The sequence below is a fragment of the Jannaschia sp. S6380 genome, assembly GCF_023015695.1.
Classification (GTDB): Bacteria; Pseudomonadota; Alphaproteobacteria; order Rhodobacterales; family Rhodobacteraceae; genus Jannaschia.
Genome location: NZ_JALKAS010000002.1, coordinates 614,770 through 635,020, shown reverse-complemented (window position 1 = coordinate 635,020; position 20,251 = coordinate 614,770). Strand labels below are relative to the sequence as shown.

Below are 20,251 nucleotides of genomic sequence, written 5' to 3'. Positions count from 1 at the left end.
TTCCCCTCAGGCGAAATTGACCAGGTAGATTATGATGCATATGGCGGCGATGGGCACGACATACACCCCCCACAGCAATCTGCGCCGCAGGCTGCCCTGATAATCGCGGATGCCGATCTCGACATAGGTGTGTTGCGGCAGGGGCGGCCGTTCCCGTTCCCACTCCGCCTCCAGGCGGGCCCGCTCGCCGGCACGGAACCAGAAGACCAGGCACCAATAGATGACGGTCAGCGCCACCAAGAGGATCAGGGCCAGCCTGGCAAGTCCGAACATGGTGCGCCTCCGTGATCTCGCATTCCCGTCGACAGCATAACCGCAGGCCCACCGCGCTGCGACCCGTACCCTGGCGGGAAACGCGATCCACCGGGCTTCGGCCTCACCTCGCCGGCGATGGCTGGCGTCGCTACCACTCCGCCTTCTTCCAGCCGCGCGGCAGGTTCGCCAACGAGAGCACCATCACCGGCAGCCAGATCAGCGATGCGCGGGCGGACAACAGGACGAAATGCCAGGGCCTTTCGGCCAGGACGACGCCCCCCGCCGCGCCGTAGAGCAGGAAGAACCCGACACCCGCGACGATCGCCAGCACGACCGCCGATATCGCACCGATCGCGAACAGCCAGCCCAGGCCCTCGGGCAGCAATCGTCCGAGGGCCCAGGGCACCAGCCAGGCCAGAACGGCCAGTCCGACAAGGGGTGCGATCAGGTCCATGGCCAACCCTCCGAATGACGGCGCCGATCCGCGCGCCGCACCGCGCCGCCCCCATCATCCAGCCGGGGACCGATCTTGGCAACGGGACCTGTCGGCATCGCGCCCGGCATTGGAACGCCGCGCATTTGCGGTCAAGCTGGCGCGGCGAAGGCCGAGGAGGGGCGGATGGATCGACTACTGGACGAGATCGGAGCGCGGCGGGACGATCTGGTCGATCTAACGCAGCAATTGATCCGGATCCCGACGCTCAACCCGCCGGGGTTGCACTACCGCGACATCTGCGCGCTGGTGGGCGAGCGGATGGGCCGGCAGGGCTGGGACGTCCGGATGATCCGGGCCGAGGGCGCGCCGGGCGACAGCGACCGGCACCCGCGATGGAACGTGGTCTGCCGCCTGGAAGGTCAGCGGCCGGGCGAATGCGTCCATTTCAACAGCCACCACGACGTCGTCGCCGTGGGCGAGGGCTGGACCCGCGATCCGTTCGGCGGCGAGCTGGCCGAGGGCCGCATCTGGGGCCGGGGAGCCTGCGACATGAAGGGCGGGCTGGCGACCAGCATCGTCGCCGCCGAGGCCTTCACCGCCATCTGCCCCGATTTCGCCGGCGCGATCGAGATCAGCGCCACGGCGGATGAGGAATCGGGCGGCTATGGCGGGGTGGCGTATCTGGCCGGGAAGGGCTTCTTCGACCCGGCGCGTGTGCAGCACGTCATCATCCCCGAGCCGCTGAACAAGGACCGCATCTGCCTGGGCCATCGCGGCGTCTGGTGGGCGGAAATCGAGACAAGGGGGCGGATCGCGCATGGGTCCATGCCGTTCCTCGGCGATTGCGCCGTGCGGCACATGGGCGCCGTGCTGGAGGAGATGGAGGCGACGCTGTTTCCCCTGCTGGCGGGCAAGCGCACGGCCATGCCGGTGGTGCCCGAAGAGGCGCGGCAATCCACGTTGAACCTGAATTCGATCCATGGTGGCGAGCCGGTGCAGGACGCAGACTACACCGGCTTGCCCTCGGCCTGCGTGCCCGACCGCTGCGTGCTGACGATCGACCGCAGGTTTCTGGTCGAGGAGGATATCTCCGAGGTGAAGCAGGAGGTCGCGCGGATGCTGGAGGGGATCCGCGCAAGCCGGCCCAACTTCACCTACGAGATCCGCGACCTGTTCGAAGTCATGCCCAGCATGACGCCCGAGGACGCGCCGGTCGTGCGCATGGTGCAGGAGGCCGTGACGCGCGTGCTGGGCCGATCCGCCGAGTTCGTCGTCTCGCCCGGAACCTACGATCAGAAGCATATCGACCGGATCGGACGGCTGAAGAACTGCATCGCCTATGGGCCCGGGATCCTGGACCTCGCCCATCAGCCCGACGAATGGATCGGCGTGGACGACATGATCGACAGCGGCCGGGTGATGGGGTTGGCGCTGCATTCACTGCTGGTGGCGAAGTAGTTCGCCTTTTCCTGGTCCGTGATGGACACGGGCGCCACGAATGGTCGGACGGTCACGGTCACCGTCCGTGCGAACGGTCGCGCACGGCCGCCGCGCCGGTTGGCGGACCCATCGGGCGTCTGCTAGCCTTTGGGCGGCAGGTGGCCCGACGATCCGTGATGCGCGACGAGGCGGAATGACATGGCGATAGAACCGATCCGGATATTCTCGGCCGCCAACCTGACCAACGGCTCCGGCGGGCAGGCCATCCGGCCCGGCGACACGAACGGCAACCTGTCGGGCGACGGCCCGTTCTCGGTCGGGGGCGGCACCGGAACGATCGTCGGCATCGACGATACGGATACCGGAAGGCGCGGCGACACGGAGTTCAATTTCGACGACGGCACCCGCGCGAACCAGGTTCTGAACGCGGATCTGACGCTGACCTATAACGATGGCTCGGGCGAGGTGACGAATACCTTTCCGACGGGCAGTCAGGTCCAGGCGGAATTCGCCGTCACGTTCTCCTCGGGGTTCACGATCATCGGCGTGCGGTTGGAAAACCCGGACGGGCCACCCAACCTGATCACCGCGGGCTATACCTTCGTCGACGCGTCCGGCAATCCGACCGTCCCGCCGCCCGGCACCAATCTGGGGTCGGTCACGAACGTCCAGGGCAACGGGACCAGCTCCTATGGCAATGTGGCGTGCTTCACGCCGGGCTGCATCATCGACACGCCGACAGGCGGCCGCCCGGTCGAGGACCTGAAAGTCGGCGATCTGGTCCTGACCGCGGACAACGGCCCCCGACCGATCCGGTGGACGGGGCGCCGGTATCTGGACGCGGCGACCCTGGCCGCGAACCCGAACCTGCACCCGATACGGATCGGCACCGGTGCGCTGGCCCGAAACGTCCCGGCACGGGACCTGATCGTGTCGCCACAGCACCGCATTCTCGTGCGCTCCCGGATCGCCATCCGCATGTTCGACGCGGACGAGGTGTTCCTTCCGGCGCGGCAGCTGCTGGGGGTCGATGGCGTCGAGATCGCCGCCGACCTGACATCGGTGATCTATCTGCATTTCATCTGCGACGCGCACGAGATCGTCCGGGCCGAGGGGGCGCTGACCGAGACGCTCCATACCGGATCGGAAGCGATGAAGGCGATGGGGTCGTATGCGCGCGCAGAGATCGACGCGATCTTCGGCGGTGCCGCCGATCTGGACCGACCAATAGCACGACCCGTGCCCGGACGAAGACAGGCCAGCCGTTTCGTCGAACGGCACGTGAAGAACGGCAAGGCGCTTTACTCGGCGGAACTCTAGTATCTCGACCCCAGGGCCAGATCGACGGTGTCGGATCGACATGCCCTGCCGTTCGGCCGTGTCATCCGAGGCTGTTCCGACGGGTCTACGGACCCATGAATGTAAACGGCCCCGCCAGGACCTGCGAAGACCCGATTAGCGGCCCGCCTTGCCTGCGGCCAAGGGGCGGTTTTCAAGGCGCTGCACGGCGCTTTCGTCCAGCAGATCTGCCAAGGTGGCCATGATCCGGACCCGATCGAACGGTTTGCCCAGCCGGGGACGATCGCGGAACCGCTGTTCCAGCTGCTCGCCCAGCTGCTCGTATCCGGTCAGGAAGGCGAAGGGGATGGCCGCCGCAGCAAGACGGTCGGCGACGGGGGCGCTCGTCCGGCCAAGCCCGAGATTTACGTCGAGCAGCGCCGCATCGGGGGGGTCTTCCGCGATGGCGGACTGGGCGGCGTCGGCGTTGGCGTGGGGCCCGCTGATCGTATGGCCCTCGCCTTCGAGCATCATGGCCAGATCGAGACCGATCAACGCCTCGTCATCCAGAACCAGGATCCGCCCCATGTTCCCCCACTTCGGTCGCGGCCATGGTCGGCAATGCCATTCGACATTCCAAGCCGTCGCGCTCAAACCTCATTTCGATCTCGCCGCGCAATTCGGCACGCAAGACCTTTTCGATGAGGAAACTCCCGAACCCCTCACCATCCGGTTCAACGACCGTCGGACCATTCCGTTCCTTCCACACGAGTCTGCGGCCATCGCTGTTCGCGGTCGTGACATCGATTTCGCCATCCTCGGTGCTGAGCGCCCCGTATTTCGCGGCGTTGGTCAGCAACTCGTGAATTCCCATTCCGACGCTCACCGCCTCGCGCGGGGTGAAATTCAAGGTGTCGCCCTTCACCTTGATGCGATCCTCCAACTTGTCGACATAAGCTGCGGCCTCGACCTCGATGATCTCGGTCAGGGTGGTGCCGCGCCAGTCGGAATTGGTCAGCAGGTCATGAGTGCGGGATATGGCGCTGAGCCGTTCGTCGAGACGCTGGCGGTATTCGTCGGGCGTCGATGCGCCGGCGACGAGGAACCGCGCGATGGCCGAGACCGTCGCCAGCGTGTTCTTGACCCGGTGCTGCAACTCGCTGAGCAGGACGCGCTGGCGGTCCTCCAGCTCACGGCGCTCGGTCACATCGGTGAAAACGAAGACTTGCTGGTCGTCGCTGGCGCCCTGTCGTAGCCGGTCGAGATTGACCTGGTAGGTCAGCGGCTCCCCCTCGTGGGTCAGACGAACATCGAAGACCTTCGGCAGGTCGTCTTCCTGGTTCGCGGCGATCTGGTCGTCGATGATCCGGCCGACGTCGTCCGACAAGTCATCGCGGAACGCCCGCAGGGTGTCGCCGCTGCCGGGCAGGCCGGCCAAGCCGCCTTCGGCCCAGACGATATTTCCGCGCTGGTCGATCTGGACGAAGTGGACGGGGTTCTGAGTGGCTGCCATGCGCAGCCGCGCCTCGCTCTGCGCCAGGTCGCGGGACAGGGCGTATTCCTCCGTCACCTCGCGCACGCAGGTGCCCACGGCGAAGACCTCGCCTTCGGATTTGACGGGGTAGTAGTCGACGACCCAATGGCGCAGACGGTCGGGATCCTTTGGGGTATAACCCTCGACCTGGAGGCCACGGATGGCCTCGCCGGTTTCGAAGACCTTCATCTGCTGGGTGGCGATGCGCTTGTCGATGTCGGGGATCAGTTCGTCCTGGCGCTTGCCGATATGATCTTCGACAGAAAAGCCGTTGATGTCCGCCAGTTCGCGATTGATCCGCAACCAGCGCAGCTCCTTGTCCATCAGGGACAGCCCGACGGGCGTGGTGTCGTAGAGCGTTTCCAGCTCGCCGTATTGCCGGGCCAGGTCGCGTTCGTTCCGGGCCAGCTGCTCCTCGTTCCGCTTGCGGTCCGAGATGTCGTAGAAGGCCAGGACATAGCCATCCAGCCGGTCGTCGGTCGTCCGGTAGGGCCGGACCCGAAGGATGAACGTCTCTTCGGTGGCCGGGATCGACACCTCGCGCTCGATCATCTGAAGCGTGCGCTGGACATCCTCGGCATCGGCCTCGAGTTCGGGATATTCGATGCGCGAGGACAGATCCCGGATCGGCCGGCCGATGTCGCGATCCTTGATCCCGAAAAGGCGCGTGGTCGCGGGCGTGAAACCGCGGACCGAAAGCGAGCGATCGAGAAACAGCGTCGCCATGTCGGTGGACTCGAACAGGTTCTTCAGATCGCTGTTCGCGCGGACCAGCCGGCGGTTGTTCTCGGTCAGCTCGGCGTTGACGGTCTCCAGCTCCTCGTTGATGGATTGAAGCTCCTCGCGCGAGGTCGCCAGCTCCTGGTTGGAGTTATGCAACTCCTCGTTCATCGACGTCAGCTCCTCGTTGGAACTGTCGGCCTCCTGTTTCGAGGTCTCGTGCTCGTACTGCAACTGGACCAACTGCTCGCGCACCGAGGCCAGCTCCCGTTCGAGCATGAAGCGGTCCTCGGACCTGCGCGCCTCGACGGACGCGGCGGCATCTTCGGCGCCGCGAAACCGGACCGGGTGCAGTACCACGAGCAGCTGTTCGGCGCAGTCCTCGACGGGCGACACCGAGATGTCGTAGAGCCGGTTCTCGGCGCCGTCATTCACCACGATGTTGTGGACTTCGACCGACTCGAGGGAGGCGGCTGCCTCGGCGATGGCACCGCGGACGGGCAGGCGCAGTTCCCCGGCGAGGAACGCCTCGATCCGGGTCGAGGGGATGCCGGCAGCCGGGCGCGCAAACCGGGCCATCTCGCGCGACAGGTAGGTAACCGTGCCCTCGCGCCCGACCAGTGCGAAGGGGCCGGCGTAGTTGTCGAGGAAGGCACGTTCGGCCTGACGCTCGCGGCGCCCGTGGCCACCCCGGCCCGGGCCCCCGACCTCGCCCGGCGGCAGGATCGCGGGCGGCGAAACGCGGGCAAAGCCTTCCTTCGGCCGGCGATCGGCCAGCGCCGCATATTGGCCGCTCGCATTGTCGTTGCGACGGAAGATCCTGTGGGACTTGTCGATGACCTCGAACAGCTCGTCCTTGCCGGCCAGCCCCTCGGAGGGCCCGAGCATCAACCCGCCGCCGGACTTGAGCGCGAAATGGAACCGGGGGATGACGTGCTTCTGCAGGTCCGAGGACATGTAGATCATCAGGTTCCGGCACGTGATCAGGTCGAGCCGGGAATAGGGCGGATCCCGGACGAGGTTGTGCGGTGCGAAGACGCAGATCTCGCGCATCAGCGGGATCGCGCGCCAGCCCTTGTCCTCCTCGCGAAAATACTCCTCGAGCAGCGGCATGGGCAGGGTCTCAACCGCACTGGGACGGAACAGCCCCTCGCGCGCGTGACCGAGCGCGGGGATATCGATATCGGTGCCGAAGACCTGGATCGGGATCCGGATGTCCGCCGCGCGCGTCGCTTCGACCAGCAGCATCGCGACGGAATACGCTTCCTCGCCCGTCGAACAGCCGGGCACCCAGGCCCGGATCGCTTCCGGACCCTTCGCGATCAAGGGCTTTATGATCCTCTCGTTCAGCGCCTCGAAATTCTCAGGGTCGCGAAAGAAGCGCGTCACGCCGATCATGAAGTCCTGCAGCAGGCGCTGGGCTTCCTCCTCGTCCTCCTCCAGCCGGTCAATATAGGTATCCACAGCACGCAGACGTCCGAGCGACATGCGCCGCTCGATCCGCCGCACCAGCGTGCCGGGCTTGTAGCCCGAGAAATCGTGGTCGCGGGTTTGCTGCAGCAACTTGACGATTTCGGGCAGGCGACCCTCGATTTCGGACTGGATCGCCTTGCGCTCCTCCTCGCTGTTGAGGCGGATGCGGTGGTGGATGATGTCGTCGAGACGCGCCGGTATCTCGGACGCGCGCAGGATGAAATCGACCTGGCCGGTGGCGGCCGCGCTGTTGGGCATGCCAGGAAAGCGCGCGTTGCCGCTTTCCTGGACGATGGCGATGCCGCCCGCGGCCTTGATCGCGCGCAGTCCCTCCGTCCCGTCGGAGCCTGTCCCCGACAGGATCACGCAATAGGCGTTGCGGCCATGCTGATCGGCCAGCGACCGGAGGAACCGGTCGATCGGCGCCTGCAGATGGCCCGGAGAGGGGCGGTCGGTCAGCCTCAGGGTCAGGCCTTCCACCGTCATCTCGGACCCCGGCGGATTGACGTAGATCGCGTTCGGCTCCAGCTCCATCCCGTCCCGCATCTGGCGGACGTTCAAGCGCGTGTGGGCCTGCAGCAGTTGATCCATGATCGAATCGTGGTCCGGCGACAGGTGCTGCACCACCACGTAGGACGCACCGCTGTCGGGCGAAATCTTCTCGACCAGTTGTTGCAACGCCTCGAGCCCGCCGGCCGAGGCGCCGATCCCGACAACGGGATGGTCTGTCGTCTCGTCGATCGCGTCGTCCATTGCCCCCGCCGATCCCTCCGATGGAGGTCGTCATCTCGTAACGCCAGGTTATAGTCAGGTTTCTTCACGAGTAAACGCAGGGAAGACCGCGATGGACAGCTCCCGCGACACGGTCGTCATCGGCGGATCGGCCGGGGCCTTCTCCGTCCTGAAAGGTCTGCTGGGCCAGTTGCCGGCCGACCTGGGCGCGGCGGTCTTCGTCACGCTGCATTTCACCGAAGGGGACCGGGGGCATGCGGCCGAACTGCTGGCCGCCGCATCCGCCCTCCCCCCGCGCGTGGCCAGCGAGGGGCAACCCATCGAGGCCGGCACCGTCACCTTCGCCCCGCCAAACCGGCATCTTCTGCTGGGGGAACATCACGTCCACGTCCGGCGCGGCCCGCGGGAGAACGGCTTTCGGCCCGCGGTCGACCCGATGTTTCGCTCCGCCGCGGTCTATCGGGGCACGCGCAGTATCGCGGTCGTGCTGTCCGGCCTGCTGGATGACGGCGCCGTCGGGCTGGAGGCGGTCGCGCGACAGGGCGGCCTCGCGATCGTGCAGGACCCGGCCGACGCGGATTTTCCCGACATGCCGCTGGCGGCGCAATCCGCCGTGCCGGGCGCCACCCTCCGGGCCACCGCCGAGATCGCAGGTGAAATCGCGCGTCAGGTCGGCCGCCCGGTGGCGGCGCCGACGCGGGCGCCGGACAAGATGATGATGGAGTTGAAGATCGCCGGTCTGGAAGGAGCCAGCATGTCCACCGAAGACCAGCTCGGGACGCTTTCGCCCTATAACTGCCCCGACTGCAACGGCGTCCTGTGGGAGGTCGACGACAGCCCCGTAACGCGATTCCGGTGCCATACCGGGCACGCCTACACGATCGCCACGCTGGACGACGCCCAGCAATCCGCGCTGGAGCGGTCGCTCTACGACGCGCTGCGCGCCAATCGGGGCCGCGCCGACCTGCTGCGCCGGATGGCCGAACGGACGGACACGCAGCACCTGCGCGAGCGTCACGAGACGGCGGCGAGGAAATGCGAGGAAGACGCCCACCTTCTGGAGCGGATCATCCTGGGCGATCGGGCCGGGTGATGTGGCGCGCGGCGCCCTTGCGAATACGGGCGAGATGGCCATGACTGCAAGAAGGAACATATGATGACGCATCCGCGCCTCGCTCTCCTGTCGCCTGTGCTGGCCGTGGCCTTCCTTTCGGGCTGTGGCAGTTCGCCCGAGGCCGATCTGATCTTCAGCCTTCCCGAAGACGTTCAACGCCAGGCCCAACTGGCCTGTCATGCCGAGCAGGGGATCAACGTCCCCGAGGCCATCAGCGTCCTGCGGATGAGGAGCGATCGCGTCTCGGTTTCTACTTTGAACGGCCCGGACGTGTCGCTGGCCCAAGCGCGCGCGATCAACCGCTGCGCTTTGGCACGGCTGACCAGCGGGCAGCCAATCGACGCGGGGCAGACATTCGACGCGCCCCCCCCGGCCACGCCGGCCGTCGGCGACGCGGCCCGGGTCGCCGTCACGGCGGGCGGCTGCGTGCCGGGGAACGGCCCCATGCAGCGCGGCACGCTGATCTGCCCGGGCCATTGACGGTCGGGGGACCGCGGACGTCCGTTCGCCATACCGCCGGGCCGGGCCTTCCCCTGCGCCCGGACCATCCGCAGGGCGATCCCTTGACCTGAACCATGGTCGAGCTTGCAGGTTGCAGGCGAAGGCGATGCATCGGGCACCGCCGATAGCCGCACGGGATCCGCCATGACCTTCACGAAAGCCGGGATCATCCTTTTCACGGCGCGATACGATGCCTGCGTCGATTTCTACCATCGCATCCTGGGGTTGGAGATCCTGCACCGGGTCGACCAGCCCGGCGAAAGGCTCACGACCCTGATGCTGGGCGGAACCTACCTGATGATCGAAACGGGGGGTGTGGCGCATGATGGCGCAAAGCCCCTCGACATCTCGCCGATCAAGTTCCGCTTCAACGTGCCCGATGTGAAGGCGACGTCCGACATGTTGCGGGACCGCGGGATCGACATTCGCGTCATCGACCATTCATGGGGGACGACAGCCGAATTCCACGACCCCGACGGCAACCGATGTGCCCTCCGATCGGATGCCGGATTCGGCATCTGAACGACCGCCCCGCCTGTTCAAGATTTCTGCGACCTCCGCCAAACGTGAGTTGCCAGATGGCATTGCCGCAGCGTCAACTGATGGCAACCCGCAGAGGAGACGTCATGCGCCGAGCTATTCCCCTGATCCTCGCCCTTGCCGCGCCACCCGCGCTCGCCGCCGAGGGCGAACGCATCCAGGTCACCGGCGAGGTGATCGACACCTGGTGCTATTTCTCGGGCGTGATGGGCAGCCCCGACGCCGTGGTCGGATCGGCGCATCATACCTGCGCGCTCTGGTGCAGTGCGGGCGGCATCCCGGTGGGCCTGCTGGCGCCGGACGGGACGGTCTACATGGTGCTGAAGATGGACGGCTCGGACGAGACGGCGGGCGGCGACACGAACCTGCACATCGCCTCGCACACGATCGAGGCGGACGGGATGGTCTATCGCCGCGACGGGCTGAATTACCTGGTGGTCGAGACGATCACCGCCGACCGCGACATCGTCAACGCCACGCATGAGGATTTCGGCGTCATCCCCGGCTTCGCCATCCCCGAGGAGGCCGCGCAATGATCCGCCTCGTCCTGATCGCCGGCCTCGCCGCCCTGCCCGCCGCGGCGCAGGATTTCTCCGAAGGGTCCGAGGCGAAACCCTGGAACCTCTATGCCGAAGTGCCGGCGCGGTTCATGGCGACCGTGTCCGACCCGCTTTGCGAACTCGCCGGACAATGCGCACCCGATTGCGGTGGCGGCGACCGGCAACTGGTCCTGGTGCGCGCCGTCGACGACGTGATGGTCTTTCCGCTGAAGAACAACCAGCCGGCGTTCACCGGGGCGGTTGCCGAACTCGCACCGTTCTGCGGCCAGGCGGTCGAAGTGGACGGGCTGCTGATCGACGACCCCGAGATCGGCGCGACCAACGTCTACCTGGTGCAGCGCATCCGGCCCGAGGGGGCGGAGGAGTGGATCACCGCCAACCGCTGGACGAAGGACTGGGCCGAGGCGCATCCCGATGCGGCGGGCTCGGGCCCGTGGTTCCGCCGCGACCCGCGCGTGCAGGGCGAGATCGAGGCCGAGGGCTATCTGGGCCTGGGGCCCGAGGTCGACGCGGCCTTCATCGCGGACTGGTTCTGATGCGGCTGGCGGTGCTGCTGACCGCGCTGGCCCTGCCGGCGGGCGCGCAGCAGGCGACGTTGCAAACCGCGCTGCCGGACACGGCCTTCCCGACCGATTTCGGCGGTGCCTATGCGTTGACCGACCACCACGGGCGGACGCGCACGCAGGCCGATCCCGACGGCAACCTGCAACTGATCTTCTTCGGCTATGCCAGTTGCGAGGCGATCTGCACCGTCGCGCTGCCGATCATGTCGGAGATGGGCGAGGCCCTGGCGAAGCAGGGCATCCCGGTCACGCCGCTGGTGGTCACCGTCGACCCCGAACGCGACACCGTCGACACCATGGGCCCCGCGCTGGCCGAATTCGCCCCCGGCCTCACCGGCCTGACCGGGTCGGAGGCGGATCTGGCCGCCATGCGCGACCTGTTCCATGTCGAACGGCAGGCCCTGTTCGTCGATCCCGCGGGCAGCACCGTCTACGCCCATGGCAGCCATATCTTCGTGATGGACGGCGAAGGCGGGTTTCTGACGCTGCTGCCGCCGATCCTGTCGACCGAGCGGATGGTGGAGATCGTGGCCGGCTACGCCGCTGGCTGACGCCGCGACGCGCCGCCCGCGCGCACTTGCCCCCCCGGCCCCGCCCCGCCTAACCTGCGCGGCAGGATACGGGAGGGAGACCCCATGCTGATCAGAACCGCCGCCGCATGCATGCTGCTCGCCACCACGGCGATGGCGCAGCAGACCGACATCACCATCGGCATGGCGCTCGAGCCGCCGAACCTCGATCCCACGGGCGGGGCCGCGGCCGCCATCGACGAGGTCGTCTATGCCAATGTGTTCGAGGGGCTGACGCGCTTCGGGCCGGACGGCGACATCCAGCCGGCGCTCGCGACCGACTGGGACGTGACCGAGGACGGCTTGGTCTGGACCTTCCGCCTGCAGGACGGCGTGACCTTTCACGACGGCACCGCGATGGATGCCGAGGACGTGGTGTTCAGCCTCGACCGCGCAAGGGCCGAGGAATCGACCAACGCACAGAAGGCCCTGTTCGACGGGATCGAAAGCGTCGAGGCGGTGGACCCGACCACGGTGCGCATCACGCTGTCGCAACCGAACGGCAATCTGCCCTTTAACCTGGCCTGGGGCGACGCCGTCATCGTCGCGCCCGAGACGGCGGAGGCCAACGCCACGGACCCCGTCGGCACCGGACCCTTCACGTTCGAGAACTGGGCGCAGGGCGACAACGTCACCTTGACCCGCAACCCCGATTACTGGGGCGAGGCACCGGCGCTGGAGCGGGCGACGTTCAAGTTCATCTCCGACCCGAACGCGGCCTTCGCAGCGATGATGGCGGGCGATATCGACGCCTTCCCGAACTTCCCCGCGCCCGAGACGCTGTCGAGTTTCGAGGCCGATCCGCGGTTCAGCGTCATCGTCGGCTCGACCGAGGGCGAGACCATCCTGGGCATCAACAACGCCAACGTATCCGACCCGAAGGTCCGGCAGGCGATCGCGCATGCCATCGACCGGCAGGCCATCGTCGACGGCGCGATGTTCGGCTTCGGCACGCCGATCGGCACGCATTTCGCGCCGCACAACCCCGACTATGTCGACCTGACGGATCGGTCCGCCTACGACCCCGACCGCGCCCGCGATTTGCTGGCCGAGGCGGGGGCGACCGACCTGAAGCTGCGCCTGGCGCTGCCGCCCCCGTCCTATGCGCGGCGCGGCGGCGAGATCATCGCCAGCCAGCTGCGCGAGGTCGGGATCGAGACCGAGGTGACGAACCTCGAATGGGCGCAATGGCTGGAGCAGGTGTTCAAGGGCAAGGATTTCGACCTGACCATCGTCAGCCACACCGAACCCGCCGACATCAACATCTACGCCCGGCCCGACTACTATTTCCAGTATGACGACGCCGAGTTCCAGGCGCTGATGGAGACGCTGGACCAGACCTCCGACGCGGAGACGCGCAGCGATCTGCTGCGCCAGGCGCAGGAGAAGATCGCCGACGACTACGTCAACGCGTATTTGTTCCAGCTGGCCAAGACCGGGGTGGCCGACGCCCGGATCGAAGGTCTATGGGAGAACGCACCGACGCAGGCCAACGACCTGACCGATGTCCGCTGGACCGAGTGACGATGGAATCGCGCCGCGCCGTCGGATGCGGCGCGACAGATCAGGTCCAGGCCGGCGCAACCGTCTGCGGCGCATAGGTGCCGAAGGTCCATTCATGGCCCTCGGTGTCCCGCCCACGCCAGCGACGGGTGCCGAACTCGGTCTCTTCGGGGGGATAGACCTCGGTCGCGCCTGCGGCCATCGCCTTGGCATGATGGGAATCGACATCCTCGACGACGACGTAGAGGCCGGGCGAGCCCGTGGCGGGGGCGGCATCCACGCTGCCGATCATGACGACGGCGTTGCCGTGGCGCATCTCGCCATGCACAAGTCGGCCATCGGGGCCATCGAAGGCCTGCACGGTCTCCAACCCGAACGCATCGGTCAGGAAGGTCATTGCGGGCTTCGCGTCGACATAGCTCAGATAAGGGACGATGGAGGGGGAATCGGTCATGTCGCTCTCGCTCGGTGTGATCCGTCCGCAGCTTAACATATCGGTGGATATGGCCGAACGCCGCGCGCGGCCTACCTTGGCGCCATGACCCTTCGCGCCGGCCTCGTCCTCCTCACCGCCCTCGCCTTTGCCGCCTCGCCGTTCCTGGTGCCGGGTTTCGGCGGCTACGAGCCGTCGCAGTTCCCCGTGCGCATCGAAGACCCGCCGGTCCAGCCCGCGGGTTACGCTTTCGGGATCTGGGGTGTGATCTATGCCTGGCTGATCGTCATGGCGGCGTTCGGCGTCTGGAAGCGGCGCGACGACCCGGCCTGGGACGCGACCCGCCTGCCGCTGGTCGTCAGCCTCGGCATCGGCGCAATCTGGCTGCCCGTGGCGGAGGCTTCGCCGGTCTGGGCCACCGTCCTGATCTTCGCGATGCTGGTTCCGGCGCTGATTGCCCTGCTGCGCACGCCCGGGTCCGACCTGTGGCTGCTGCGCGCGCCGGTCGGGCTCTATTCCGGATGGCTGACGGCGGCGTCCTGCGTTTCGCTGGGCCTGCTGCTGGCGGGGTACGGGGTGCCGCCGCTCGGGGCCGTCGGCTGGGCCATCGCGGCCTTGTCGCTGGCCCTGGCCGTCGCCGTGGCGATGCTGCGTGCGCGGGCGTCGCTGATGTACGGGCTGGCGGCGGCCTGGGCCCTGATCGCGGTGTTCGTAAAGAACGGCGCAGACCTCGTGGGCCTGTTCGCCATCGGGGCGGCCCTGTTCGTGGCCGCCCTGACGCTTCGCAGGCTCAGCCGCGCCTAGATCGTCGCGTTGGTGGCGCCCCCGTCCAGCAGGATGTTCTGCCCCACGATGAAGCCCGCATGCTGCGAGCACAGGAACGCGCAGGCGGCGCCGAACTCCGCCGCCGTGCCGTAGCGCCGCGCGGGGATCGTCGCCTGCCGCTGCGCGCGCGCATCGTCCATCGAGATATCCTGCTGTCGGCTTACACCTTGGTCCAGACTGGTCGCGCGGTCGGTGTCGTGGATGCCGGGCAGAAGGTTGTTGATTGTCACCCCCGACGGCGCGACCTGCCGCGAGGTGCCCGCGACATAGCCCGTCAGGCCGGTCCGCGCCGCGTTCGACAGGCCCAGCACCGGGATCGGCGCCTTGACCGATTGCGAGGTGATGTTGACCACCCGCCCCCAGCCCCGGTCGGTCATGCCCGGCAGCAGCGCCGTCATCAACGCGATCGGCGTCAGCATGTTGGCATCGAGCGCCGCGATGAAGTCGTCGCGGGTCCAGTCCGACCACATGCCCGGCGGCGGGCCGCCGGCATTCGTGACCAGGATGTCGGGCTGCCCGACGGCGGCCAGCACCTCGGCGCGCCCGTCCTCGGTCGTGACGTCGGCGGCGACGGTGACGACGTCCACGCCGAACCGATTGCGCAGGTCGGAAGCGGACGCCTCCAACGCGTCGGCCCCGCGCGCGTTCATCACCAGGTTCACGCCCGCCTCGGCCAGGGCGGCGGCACAGCCGAGCCCCAATCCCTTCGACGACGCGCAGACCAGCGCGCGCTTGCCCTTGATCCCAAGATCCATTTCCGCACCCTCCCTGACGGTCACGACTCAGCCCCCTGTCTATCGCCCAACGCTGCCGGGCGACACCGCTCTTGCCCTCGGCCGCCCCCGGAAAACCCGTTCAATGGCCATGTCGCGGCCCTGATTTCGCCCGTCCGGCACATCAGGCTTGGAGAATGACGACGCCCGTGCCCTCCCTCGCGGTCCTCAGCCGCTGCCCGGTCTACCTGGCCGCCGATCTGACGGTCGAGATCGGTGCGATGGCGGGCGATGCGATCGGGGACATGGGGCAGGTCGTGACCGGCGACGTCTATGTCCTTCAGTCGGACGCGCGCATGATGGAACTCGTCCTTACCCTCCGGGATGGCGTCAGCATCGTGGGCGACGAGTCCTCCGTCGGCCAGCCGGGCCAGGTCGTCCACGCGCTTGCCCGACATCAGGTCATGGGTGAACGCGGCGGCGCCTTCGAACTTCTCGTTCTCGCGATCGAAGGGCGGCGTCTGGTGCTGCCGCTGGGCGCGCTGTCGTCAGCGGATGAATACACGCTGATCGCCTCTCGCCCGGCCGCGGCGGAACTCGCCCAGGTCTCTCAGGTCAGCTTCACGCGCGGCACTCACGTCACACTCGCCGACGGCCGGCAATCCCCGGTCGAGAATGTGGGGGCCGGCGAACGCGTGTTGACGCGGGACCACGGCCCCCAACCCGTCCGCTGGTGCGGCACGCAGACGACGGGCGACAAGGGAACGCACCCCGTCGTCGTCATCGCCGCCGGGGCGTTGAACAACGCGCGCGAGCTGGTTCTGTCGCCCGATCATCGCCTGTTCATCCAGCAACGCGGCGAGGCCGTCGGACCGGGCCGGACCGACATGCTGGTCCGGGCCCGGCACCTGGTGAACGGCGACACGATCACATGGGGCGAGGTGGGCAATTTCGACTTCTTTCAACTGCGCTTCGACGCCCATGAGATCATCTATGTCGAAGGGATCGCGGCCGAAAGCTTGCTGGTCACGCCCCACGCCCTCGTCGGCCCGGACGAAGCCCCCCGCCGTGACCCGCGCCAAGAATGTGCGGGCACCGCCCGGATGCCGCATTCCGGACCGGAGCGGCAGACCAGCGATCCGGTTGGACTGTACGCGACCGGGATGTCGCCTCGCACCATGCGCGGCTAGTCCATCCAGCTGTTCAGCGCGGCTTCGTCTGCCTCCGTGGCGGCGACCCATTCGGCGCCGTCCTCCGTCACTTCTTTCTTCCAGAAAGGCGCCCGCGACTTGAGGTAGTCCATCAGGAAACTCGCCGCCTGAAAGGCCGCCTCGCGGTGTCGGGACGCGGTCGCGACCATCATGATCCGGGCGCCGGGTGCCAACTCGCCGTGGCGGTGCAGGACTACGATGCCGGTCAGCGGCCAGCGGTCGGCGGCCTCCTCCGCAATCCGGGTCAGGGCACGCTCGGTCATGCCGGGATAGTGCTCGATCGTCATGTGGCGCAGCGTTCCGCCCACATTGCGGACCCGTCCGGTGAAGGTCACGACGGCGCCGATCTCCGGTCCGTCCTCGAGGCGCGCGGCCTCGGCGCCGAGATCGAAGTCTTCGGGCGCGACGACGACGCGGATGCTGGTGCCGTTAACCACCGGTCATCGGGGGAAAGAACGCGACCTCGCGCGCGTCGCCCAACGGCGCCTCCAGGGGCACCAGCGTCTGATCGACCGCGCAGCGCACGGCCGACATGTCCGAGAAGGCGAGGGCATATCGCTCCTCGCGCGCGCGCAACTCCTCGATCAGATCGGCCACGGAGTGCGCCTCGGTCTCGACTGTCTCACGGCCCTGACCGATCCGCTCCCTGAGCCAAGCGAAATAGAGGACCTGCACCTTCATGTCGGCTTGTCGGCGAGATGGGGGCGTGCCTTGGCGAAATAGTCCCACCCCGTCGCCGCCGTCAGCGCGGCCGCCAGCCACAGCAGGACCACGCCCGCAAAGAAGGTCGCGTCGCGCCACCACAGCAGGCGCCCAAGGCCCAGATCGTCGGGCAGCCCGCCCGACAGGATCGCGCCGATGGACGCCTCGTCCATGCCGAAGACGCGTTCGGCAAAATGATGCTCGAATATCCCGGTCGAGAACAGCACCGCGATCGCGATCATCTGCGCGGTCGTCTTCCACTTGGCCAGCTTGGTCACCTTGAGAAGGCCCGCGGTGTTGCCCAGGAATTCCCGCAATCCGCTCACGAAGACCTCGCGGAACAGGATCACGGTCGCGGGCAGCAGGATCCACGGATTCATGCCCGAAAACCCGGTGATGACCAGAAGCGCGATCACCACCATCGCCTTGTCCGCGATCGGGTCGAGCATGGCGCCGAAGCGGCTTTCCTGGTTGAACTCGCGTGCATACCAGCCGTCGAACCAGTCGGTGATCGCGGCGGTCACGAACAGCACGAGGGCGAACCAGTCCGCCCAGGGCCGGGCGAAGAACAGAAACATGATCGCGACGCCCGGCGCGGCGGCCAGGCGGATCACGGTCAGGATATTCGGCACGTTCCAGATCATGATGCGGGTTCTAGCCCGGTCCGGCGGAGGGAGCCAGCCGTCACGGGGCATTCGTGACGCGCGAAAGAAATTCGGCTAGCTTCCGCTGCGTAAACCCTATGATCGGAACATTGCATGCCCTGCCGTCTCGCCCTCGTCCTCTCCTTTCTTGCCGCGCCGGCAATGGCCCAATGGTCTCTGGATCAGGGCGGCGGGTCCGCCATGGCCGAGACCCGGGCGGGGGGCTATACGTTCCGCATGTCCTGTGAGGCGGGGCGCGGGGCGCAGGTGTATTTCGGCATCCGCGCGGGCGGGTCCGGCGACCCCGACCTGGCCGCGGCGCAATCGGCGATGCTGTGGATCAAACTGCCCGACGGGCGGACCGACCGCTGGCCCGTCACGCTGTCGGGCACCGCGCGCGGAGCCGGGGGGCCGCACCCGGTCTCGGATTTCAACCTGGATTTCTTCCGCAACGCCACCTCGATGGAGGTAGAGCTGTATCCGCAGCGCAAGACGCTGGCGGTCTTGCCGATGCGGGGGTCGGGCGCCGCGCGACTGGCGTTTCTGGAGCAATGCGGGATCTAGCGCGCCCGGCCTAGCCCCGTTCGTGGAAATGGGCGTGGATCGCCTCGGCCATGGCGTCGCTGATGCCGTCCACCGCCTTCAGATCGGCCAGGCCGGCGCGCGCCACGGCCTTGGCACTGCCGAAATGGGCCAGCAGGGCGCGTTTGCGCGTGGCGCCGACGCCCGCGACCTCATCCAAGGGGTTGGCGACGAATGCCTTTGCACGCTTGGCACGATGCGTCCCGATGGCGAAGCGATGCGCCTCGTCCCGCAGGCGTTGGACGAAATAGAGCACCGGGTCGTTGCGACGCAGCGCGAAGGGCCGCTGACCGGTGCGGTAGAATTCCTCCTTGCCGTGGTCGCGGTCGACGCCCTTGGCCACGCCGACCATGGCGACGTCCTCCACCCCCAGGTCGCGCATGATCCCGCGGACGGCGCTGACCTGCCCCGCGCCCCCGTCGATCAGCAGAAGATCCGGCCAAAGGTCCGATTTCCGCTCCGGATCTTCCTTCAGAAGGCGCTTGAACCGGCGGGTCAGCACCTCCTTCATCATGCCGAAATCGTCGCCGGGCGTCAGGTCCGCATCCTTGATGTTGAACTTGCGGTATTGCGACTTCTCGAACCCTTCGGGACCCGAGACGATCATCGCGCCGACGGCATGGCTGCCCTGGATGTGGGAGTTGTCATAGACCTCGATCCGCGCCGGCGGAGCGGGCAGGTCGAATGCCTCGGCCACGCCATTCAGCAGCCGGGCCTGCGTCGCGCTTTCCGACATCTTGCGGCCCAGGCTCTCGCGCGCGTTGCGCAGGGCGCCCTGCACCAGTTCGTGCTTTTCGCCTCGCTGCGGAACAAGAAGCTGCACACGCCGGCCCGCGCGGTCCGAGAGTGCCTGTGTCATCAGATCCCCTTCCTCGATCCCGTGGGACAGCAGGACCATGCGCGGCGGTTCCTTGTTGTCGTAGAACTGGCCCAGGAACGCCTCCATCACCTCGGCCGGCGAATTGTCCTCGGCCATTCGGGGATAGAAGTCGCTGTTGCCCCAGTTCTGGTTGGCGCGAATGAAGAAGACCTGGATGCAGGCCTGCCCGCCCTCGATATGCAGGCCGATGACGTCCGCCTCGGGGACGCCCTGCGGGTTCACGCCCTGAACCGACTGCACGTTCGTCAGCGCCTTGATCCGGTCGCGCAGGGCGGCGGCGCGCTCGAATTCCATCTCGGCGGAGGCGCGCGACATCTCGTCGGCCAGCTTCTCCTGGATCGCGGTCGTCTCGCCCCGCAGAAACCGTTCGGCATCGCGCACCGCGCCCGCGTAGTCCGGCGCCGAGATGTGACCGACGCAGGGCGCGCTGCACCGCTTGATCTGATAGTTCAGGCAGGGGCGTGTGCGGGATTCGAAGTCGCTGTCGGAACAGTTGCGCAACAGGAACACACGCTGCAACTGGTTGAGCACGCGGTTCACCGCGCCCGCACTGGCGAAGGGCCCGAAATACTCGCCCTTCTCGGACCGGCGGCCACGGTGCTTCTTGATCTGCGGGAAATCGTGGGATTTCGTTACCATGATGTTCGGGAACGACTTGTCATCGCGCAGCAGCACGTTGTAGCGCGGCTTGAGCTGCTTGATGAGATTCTGCTCCAGCAGCAGCGCCTCCAGCTCGGTCGCCGTGGTCAGCACCATCATCGACGCCGTCTCGGAGATCATCCGCCGGATCCGGCCGGAGTGGCCCTGCAACCGCGTGTAGTTCGCCACCCGGTTCTTCAGGCTGCGCGCCTTGCCGACATAGAGGACGCGGTTCTCCCCATCGAGCATCCGATAGACGCCCGGTGACCCGTCCAGCGTCCGCAGGAAGCGTTTGATGACCGCAGGGCCCGTCTGTTTCGTGGTTTCCGTCATTGCGTGCTGATTCCCCGATACCGCTGCCCCGATCCGGCGGCTCGATCAAGATGGCAGGCCCGTTCCGAACC

The 20,251-nt window shown here is 67.3% G+C and carries 22 protein-coding genes; 12 read left to right on the top strand and 10 right to left on the bottom strand.

What is annotated here, in order from left to right:
* Positions 1-6 precede the first annotated feature (6 nt).
* Complete coding sequence (locus MWU52_RS16140; RefSeq protein ID WP_246954061.1) at positions 7-273, bottom strand: hypothetical protein; 267 nt, start codon at positions 271-273, stop codon at positions 7-9.
* A 130-nt stretch (positions 274-403) separates the two neighbouring features.
* Positions 404-709: a hypothetical protein gene (locus MWU52_RS16135; RefSeq protein WP_246954060.1), complete on the bottom strand. Its 306-nt coding sequence runs from the start codon at positions 707-709 to the stop codon at positions 404-406.
* A 165-nt stretch (positions 710-874) separates the two neighbouring features.
* Here MWU52_RS16135 and MWU52_RS16130 point away from each other — a divergent pair, with 165 nt between their 5' ends.
* On the top strand, positions 875-2,149 hold the full coding sequence (locus tag MWU52_RS16130) for an acetylornithine deacetylase/succinyl-diaminopimelate desuccinylase family protein (protein ID WP_246954059.1): 1,275 nt from the start codon (positions 875-877) through the stop codon (positions 2,147-2,149).
* A gap of 180 nt (positions 2,150-2,329) precedes the next feature.
* Positions 2,330-3,451, top strand: coding sequence for a Hint domain-containing protein (locus tag MWU52_RS16125; RefSeq protein ID WP_246954058.1), 1,122 nt, complete (start codon positions 2,330-2,332; stop codon positions 3,449-3,451).
* 135 nt (positions 3,452-3,586) lie between these two features.
* Here the strand turns inward: MWU52_RS16125 and MWU52_RS16120 are convergent, their stop codons facing one another.
* Both MWU52_RS16120 and MWU52_RS16115 read right to left on the bottom strand, forming a co-directional pair.
* Positions 3,587-3,997, bottom strand: coding sequence for a response regulator (locus MWU52_RS16120; RefSeq protein ID WP_246954057.1), 411 nt, complete (start codon positions 3,995-3,997; stop codon positions 3,587-3,589).
* A complete protein-coding gene (locus tag MWU52_RS16115) occupies positions 3,972-7,889 on the bottom strand; it encodes a chemotaxis protein CheB (protein ID WP_246954056.1) in 3,918 nt (1,305 codons plus the stop codon). Before MWU52_RS16115 ends, MWU52_RS16120 begins: the two co-directional genes overlap by 26 nt.
* Positions 7,890-7,980: 91 nt before the next feature.
* Here MWU52_RS16115 and MWU52_RS16110 point away from each other — a divergent pair, with 91 nt between their 5' ends.
* The 7 genes from MWU52_RS16110 (at position 7,981) to MWU52_RS16080 (ending at position 13,239) form a co-directional block, all read left to right on the top strand.
* Positions 7,981-8,961: a chemotaxis protein CheB gene (locus MWU52_RS16110; protein ID WP_246954055.1), complete on the top strand. Its 981-nt coding sequence runs from the start codon at positions 7,981-7,983 to the stop codon at positions 8,959-8,961.
* 63 nt (positions 8,962-9,024) lie between these two features.
* Positions 9,025-9,462: a hypothetical protein gene (locus tag MWU52_RS16105; RefSeq protein ID WP_246954053.1), complete on the top strand. Its 438-nt coding sequence runs from the start codon at positions 9,025-9,027 to the stop codon at positions 9,460-9,462.
* Between the two features lie 165 nt (positions 9,463-9,627).
* Complete coding sequence (locus MWU52_RS16100) at positions 9,628-10,005, top strand: VOC family protein (RefSeq protein WP_246954051.1); 378 nt, start codon at positions 9,628-9,630, stop codon at positions 10,003-10,005.
* 104 nt (positions 10,006-10,109) lie between these two features.
* Positions 10,110-10,559, top strand: a complete 450-nt coding sequence (locus MWU52_RS16095) for a hypothetical protein (RefSeq protein WP_246954049.1) — start codon at positions 10,110-10,112, stop codon at positions 10,557-10,559.
* Positions 10,556-11,119 (top strand): hypothetical protein, encoded by a 564-nt coding sequence (locus tag MWU52_RS16090; protein WP_246954047.1) that lies wholly within the window; start codon positions 10,556-10,558, stop codon positions 11,117-11,119. Before MWU52_RS16095 ends, MWU52_RS16090 begins: the two co-directional genes overlap by 4 nt.
* Positions 11,119-11,697, top strand: a complete 579-nt coding sequence (locus MWU52_RS16085) for an SCO family protein (protein WP_246954045.1) — start codon at positions 11,119-11,121, stop codon at positions 11,695-11,697. Before MWU52_RS16090 ends, MWU52_RS16085 begins: the two co-directional genes overlap by 1 nt.
* Before the next feature lie 84 nt (positions 11,698-11,781).
* Positions 11,782-13,239: an ABC transporter substrate-binding protein gene (locus MWU52_RS16080; RefSeq protein WP_246954043.1), complete on the top strand. Its 1,458-nt coding sequence runs from the start codon at positions 11,782-11,784 to the stop codon at positions 13,237-13,239.
* A 40-nt stretch (positions 13,240-13,279) separates the two neighbouring features.
* Here MWU52_RS16080 and MWU52_RS16075 read toward each other — a convergent pair whose 3' ends face one another.
* The gene (locus MWU52_RS16075; RefSeq protein ID WP_246954041.1) at positions 13,280-13,672 is read right to left on the bottom strand and encodes a VOC family protein; all 393 of its coding nucleotides are present in this window, start codon (positions 13,670-13,672) and stop codon (positions 13,280-13,282) included.
* Between the two features lie 84 nt (positions 13,673-13,756).
* On the opposite strand from MWU52_RS16075, the gene MWU52_RS16070 reads away from it, so the two are divergent.
* The gene (locus MWU52_RS16070) at positions 13,757-14,455 is read left to right on the top strand and encodes a tryptophan-rich sensory protein (RefSeq protein WP_246954038.1); all 699 of its coding nucleotides are present in this window, start codon (positions 13,757-13,759) and stop codon (positions 14,453-14,455) included.
* Here the strand turns inward: MWU52_RS16070 and MWU52_RS16065 are convergent.
* A complete protein-coding gene (locus MWU52_RS16065) occupies positions 14,452-15,231 on the bottom strand; it encodes an SDR family oxidoreductase (RefSeq protein ID WP_246954036.1) in 780 nt (259 codons plus the stop codon). The two genes, MWU52_RS16070 and MWU52_RS16065, sit on opposite strands and share 4 nt — an antisense overlap.
* Before the next feature lie 155 nt (positions 15,232-15,386).
* Between MWU52_RS16065 and MWU52_RS16060 the strand changes: the two genes are divergently transcribed.
* Entirely contained in the window at positions 15,387-16,379 is a 993-nt protein-coding gene (locus tag MWU52_RS16060; protein ID WP_246954034.1) for a Hint domain-containing protein, read from the top strand.
* Here the strand turns inward: MWU52_RS16060 and MWU52_RS16055 are convergent.
* The 3 genes from MWU52_RS16055 to pgsA are packed head-to-tail and all read right to left on the bottom strand — an operon-like array spanning position 16,376 to position 17,746.
* A complete protein-coding gene (locus MWU52_RS16055) occupies positions 16,376-16,819 on the bottom strand; it encodes a molybdenum cofactor biosynthesis protein MoaE (RefSeq protein ID WP_246954640.1) in 444 nt (147 codons plus the stop codon). The two genes, MWU52_RS16060 and MWU52_RS16055, sit on opposite strands and share 4 nt — an antisense overlap.
* 10 nt (positions 16,820-16,829) lie before the next feature.
* Entirely contained in the window at positions 16,830-17,081 is a 252-nt protein-coding gene (gene moaD, locus MWU52_RS16050) for a molybdopterin converting factor subunit 1 (protein WP_246954032.1), read from the bottom strand.
* Positions 17,078-17,746 carry a CDP-diacylglycerol--glycerol-3-phosphate 3-phosphatidyltransferase gene (pgsA, locus tag MWU52_RS16045; RefSeq protein ID WP_246954030.1) on the bottom strand — a complete coding sequence of 223 codons (669 nt, stop codon included), beginning with the start codon at positions 17,744-17,746 and terminating at the stop codon, positions 17,078-17,080. The genes moaD and pgsA overlap by 4 nt, the downstream gene beginning before the upstream one ends.
* A gap of 162 nt (positions 17,747-17,908) precedes the next feature.
* Here pgsA and MWU52_RS16040 point away from each other — a divergent pair, with 162 nt between their 5' ends.
* Positions 17,909-18,310 carry a hypothetical protein gene (locus MWU52_RS16040; RefSeq protein WP_246954028.1) on the top strand — a complete coding sequence of 134 codons (402 nt, stop codon included), beginning with the start codon at positions 17,909-17,911 and terminating at the stop codon, positions 18,308-18,310.
* A 10-nt stretch (positions 18,311-18,320) separates the two neighbouring features.
* Here the strand turns inward: MWU52_RS16040 and uvrC are convergent, their stop codons facing one another.
* On the bottom strand, positions 18,321-20,180 hold the full coding sequence (uvrC, locus tag MWU52_RS16035) for an excinuclease ABC subunit UvrC (RefSeq protein WP_246954026.1): 1,860 nt from the start codon (positions 20,178-20,180) through the stop codon (positions 18,321-18,323).
* Positions 20,181-20,251: the final 71 nt, after the last annotated feature.

What these genes read in the sequence shown, in the direction of transcription:
- MWU52_RS16080 (WP_246954043.1), top strand. Translation starts at nt 11,782, where the DNA reads ATGCTGATCAGAACCGCCGCCGCATGCATGCTGCTCGCCACCACGGCG.
- MWU52_RS16040 (WP_246954028.1), top strand. Translation starts at nt 17,909, where the DNA reads ATGGCCCAATGGTCTCTGGATCAGGGCGGCGGGTCCGCCATGGCCGAG.
- MWU52_RS16135 (WP_246954060.1), bottom strand. Translation starts at nt 709, where the DNA reads ATGGACCTGATCGCACCCCTTGTCGGACTGGCCGTTCTGGCCTGGCTG.
- MWU52_RS16085 (WP_246954045.1), top strand. Translation starts at nt 11,119, where the DNA reads ATGCGGCTGGCGGTGCTGCTGACCGCGCTGGCCCTGCCGGCGGGCGCG.
- MWU52_RS16100 (WP_246954051.1), top strand. Translation starts at nt 9,628, where the DNA reads ATGACCTTCACGAAAGCCGGGATCATCCTTTTCACGGCGCGATACGAT.
- MWU52_RS16075 (WP_246954041.1), bottom strand. Translation starts at nt 13,672, where the DNA reads ATGACCGATTCCCCCTCCATCGTCCCTTATCTGAGCTATGTCGACGCG.
- MWU52_RS16065 (WP_246954036.1), bottom strand. Translation starts at nt 15,231, where the DNA reads ATGGATCTTGGGATCAAGGGCAAGCGCGCGCTGGTCTGCGCGTCGTCG.
- MWU52_RS16070 (WP_246954038.1), top strand. Translation starts at nt 13,757, where the DNA reads ATGACCCTTCGCGCCGGCCTCGTCCTCCTCACCGCCCTCGCCTTTGCC.
- MWU52_RS16115 (WP_246954056.1), bottom strand. Translation starts at nt 7,889, where the DNA reads ATGGACGACGCGATCGACGAGACGACAGACCATCCCGTTGTCGGGATC.
- MWU52_RS16130 (WP_246954059.1), top strand. Translation starts at nt 875, where the DNA reads ATGGATCGACTACTGGACGAGATCGGAGCGCGGCGGGACGATCTGGTC.
- MWU52_RS16120 (WP_246954057.1), bottom strand. Translation starts at nt 3,997, where the DNA reads ATGGGGCGGATCCTGGTTCTGGATGACGAGGCGTTGATCGGTCTCGAT.
- MWU52_RS16105 (WP_246954053.1), top strand. Translation starts at nt 9,025, where the DNA reads ATGACGCATCCGCGCCTCGCTCTCCTGTCGCCTGTGCTGGCCGTGGCC.
- MWU52_RS16125 (WP_246954058.1), top strand. Translation starts at nt 2,330, where the DNA reads ATGGCGATAGAACCGATCCGGATATTCTCGGCCGCCAACCTGACCAAC.
- MWU52_RS16060 (WP_246954034.1), top strand. Translation starts at nt 15,387, where the DNA reads ATGACGACGCCCGTGCCCTCCCTCGCGGTCCTCAGCCGCTGCCCGGTC.
- moaD (WP_246954032.1), bottom strand. Translation starts at nt 17,081, where the DNA reads ATGAAGGTGCAGGTCCTCTATTTCGCTTGGCTCAGGGAGCGGATCGGT.
- MWU52_RS16095 (WP_246954049.1), top strand. Translation starts at nt 10,110, where the DNA reads ATGCGCCGAGCTATTCCCCTGATCCTCGCCCTTGCCGCGCCACCCGCG.
- MWU52_RS16140 (WP_246954061.1), bottom strand. Translation starts at nt 273, where the DNA reads ATGTTCGGACTTGCCAGGCTGGCCCTGATCCTCTTGGTGGCGCTGACC.
- uvrC (WP_246954026.1), bottom strand. Translation starts at nt 20,180, where the DNA reads ATGACGGAAACCACGAAACAGACGGGCCCTGCGGTCATCAAACGCTTC.
- MWU52_RS16090 (WP_246954047.1), top strand. Translation starts at nt 10,556, where the DNA reads ATGATCCGCCTCGTCCTGATCGCCGGCCTCGCCGCCCTGCCCGCCGCG.
- MWU52_RS16110 (WP_246954055.1), top strand. Translation starts at nt 7,981, where the DNA reads ATGGACAGCTCCCGCGACACGGTCGTCATCGGCGGATCGGCCGGGGCC.
- pgsA (WP_246954030.1), bottom strand. Translation starts at nt 17,746, where the DNA reads ATGATCTGGAACGTGCCGAATATCCTGACCGTGATCCGCCTGGCCGCC.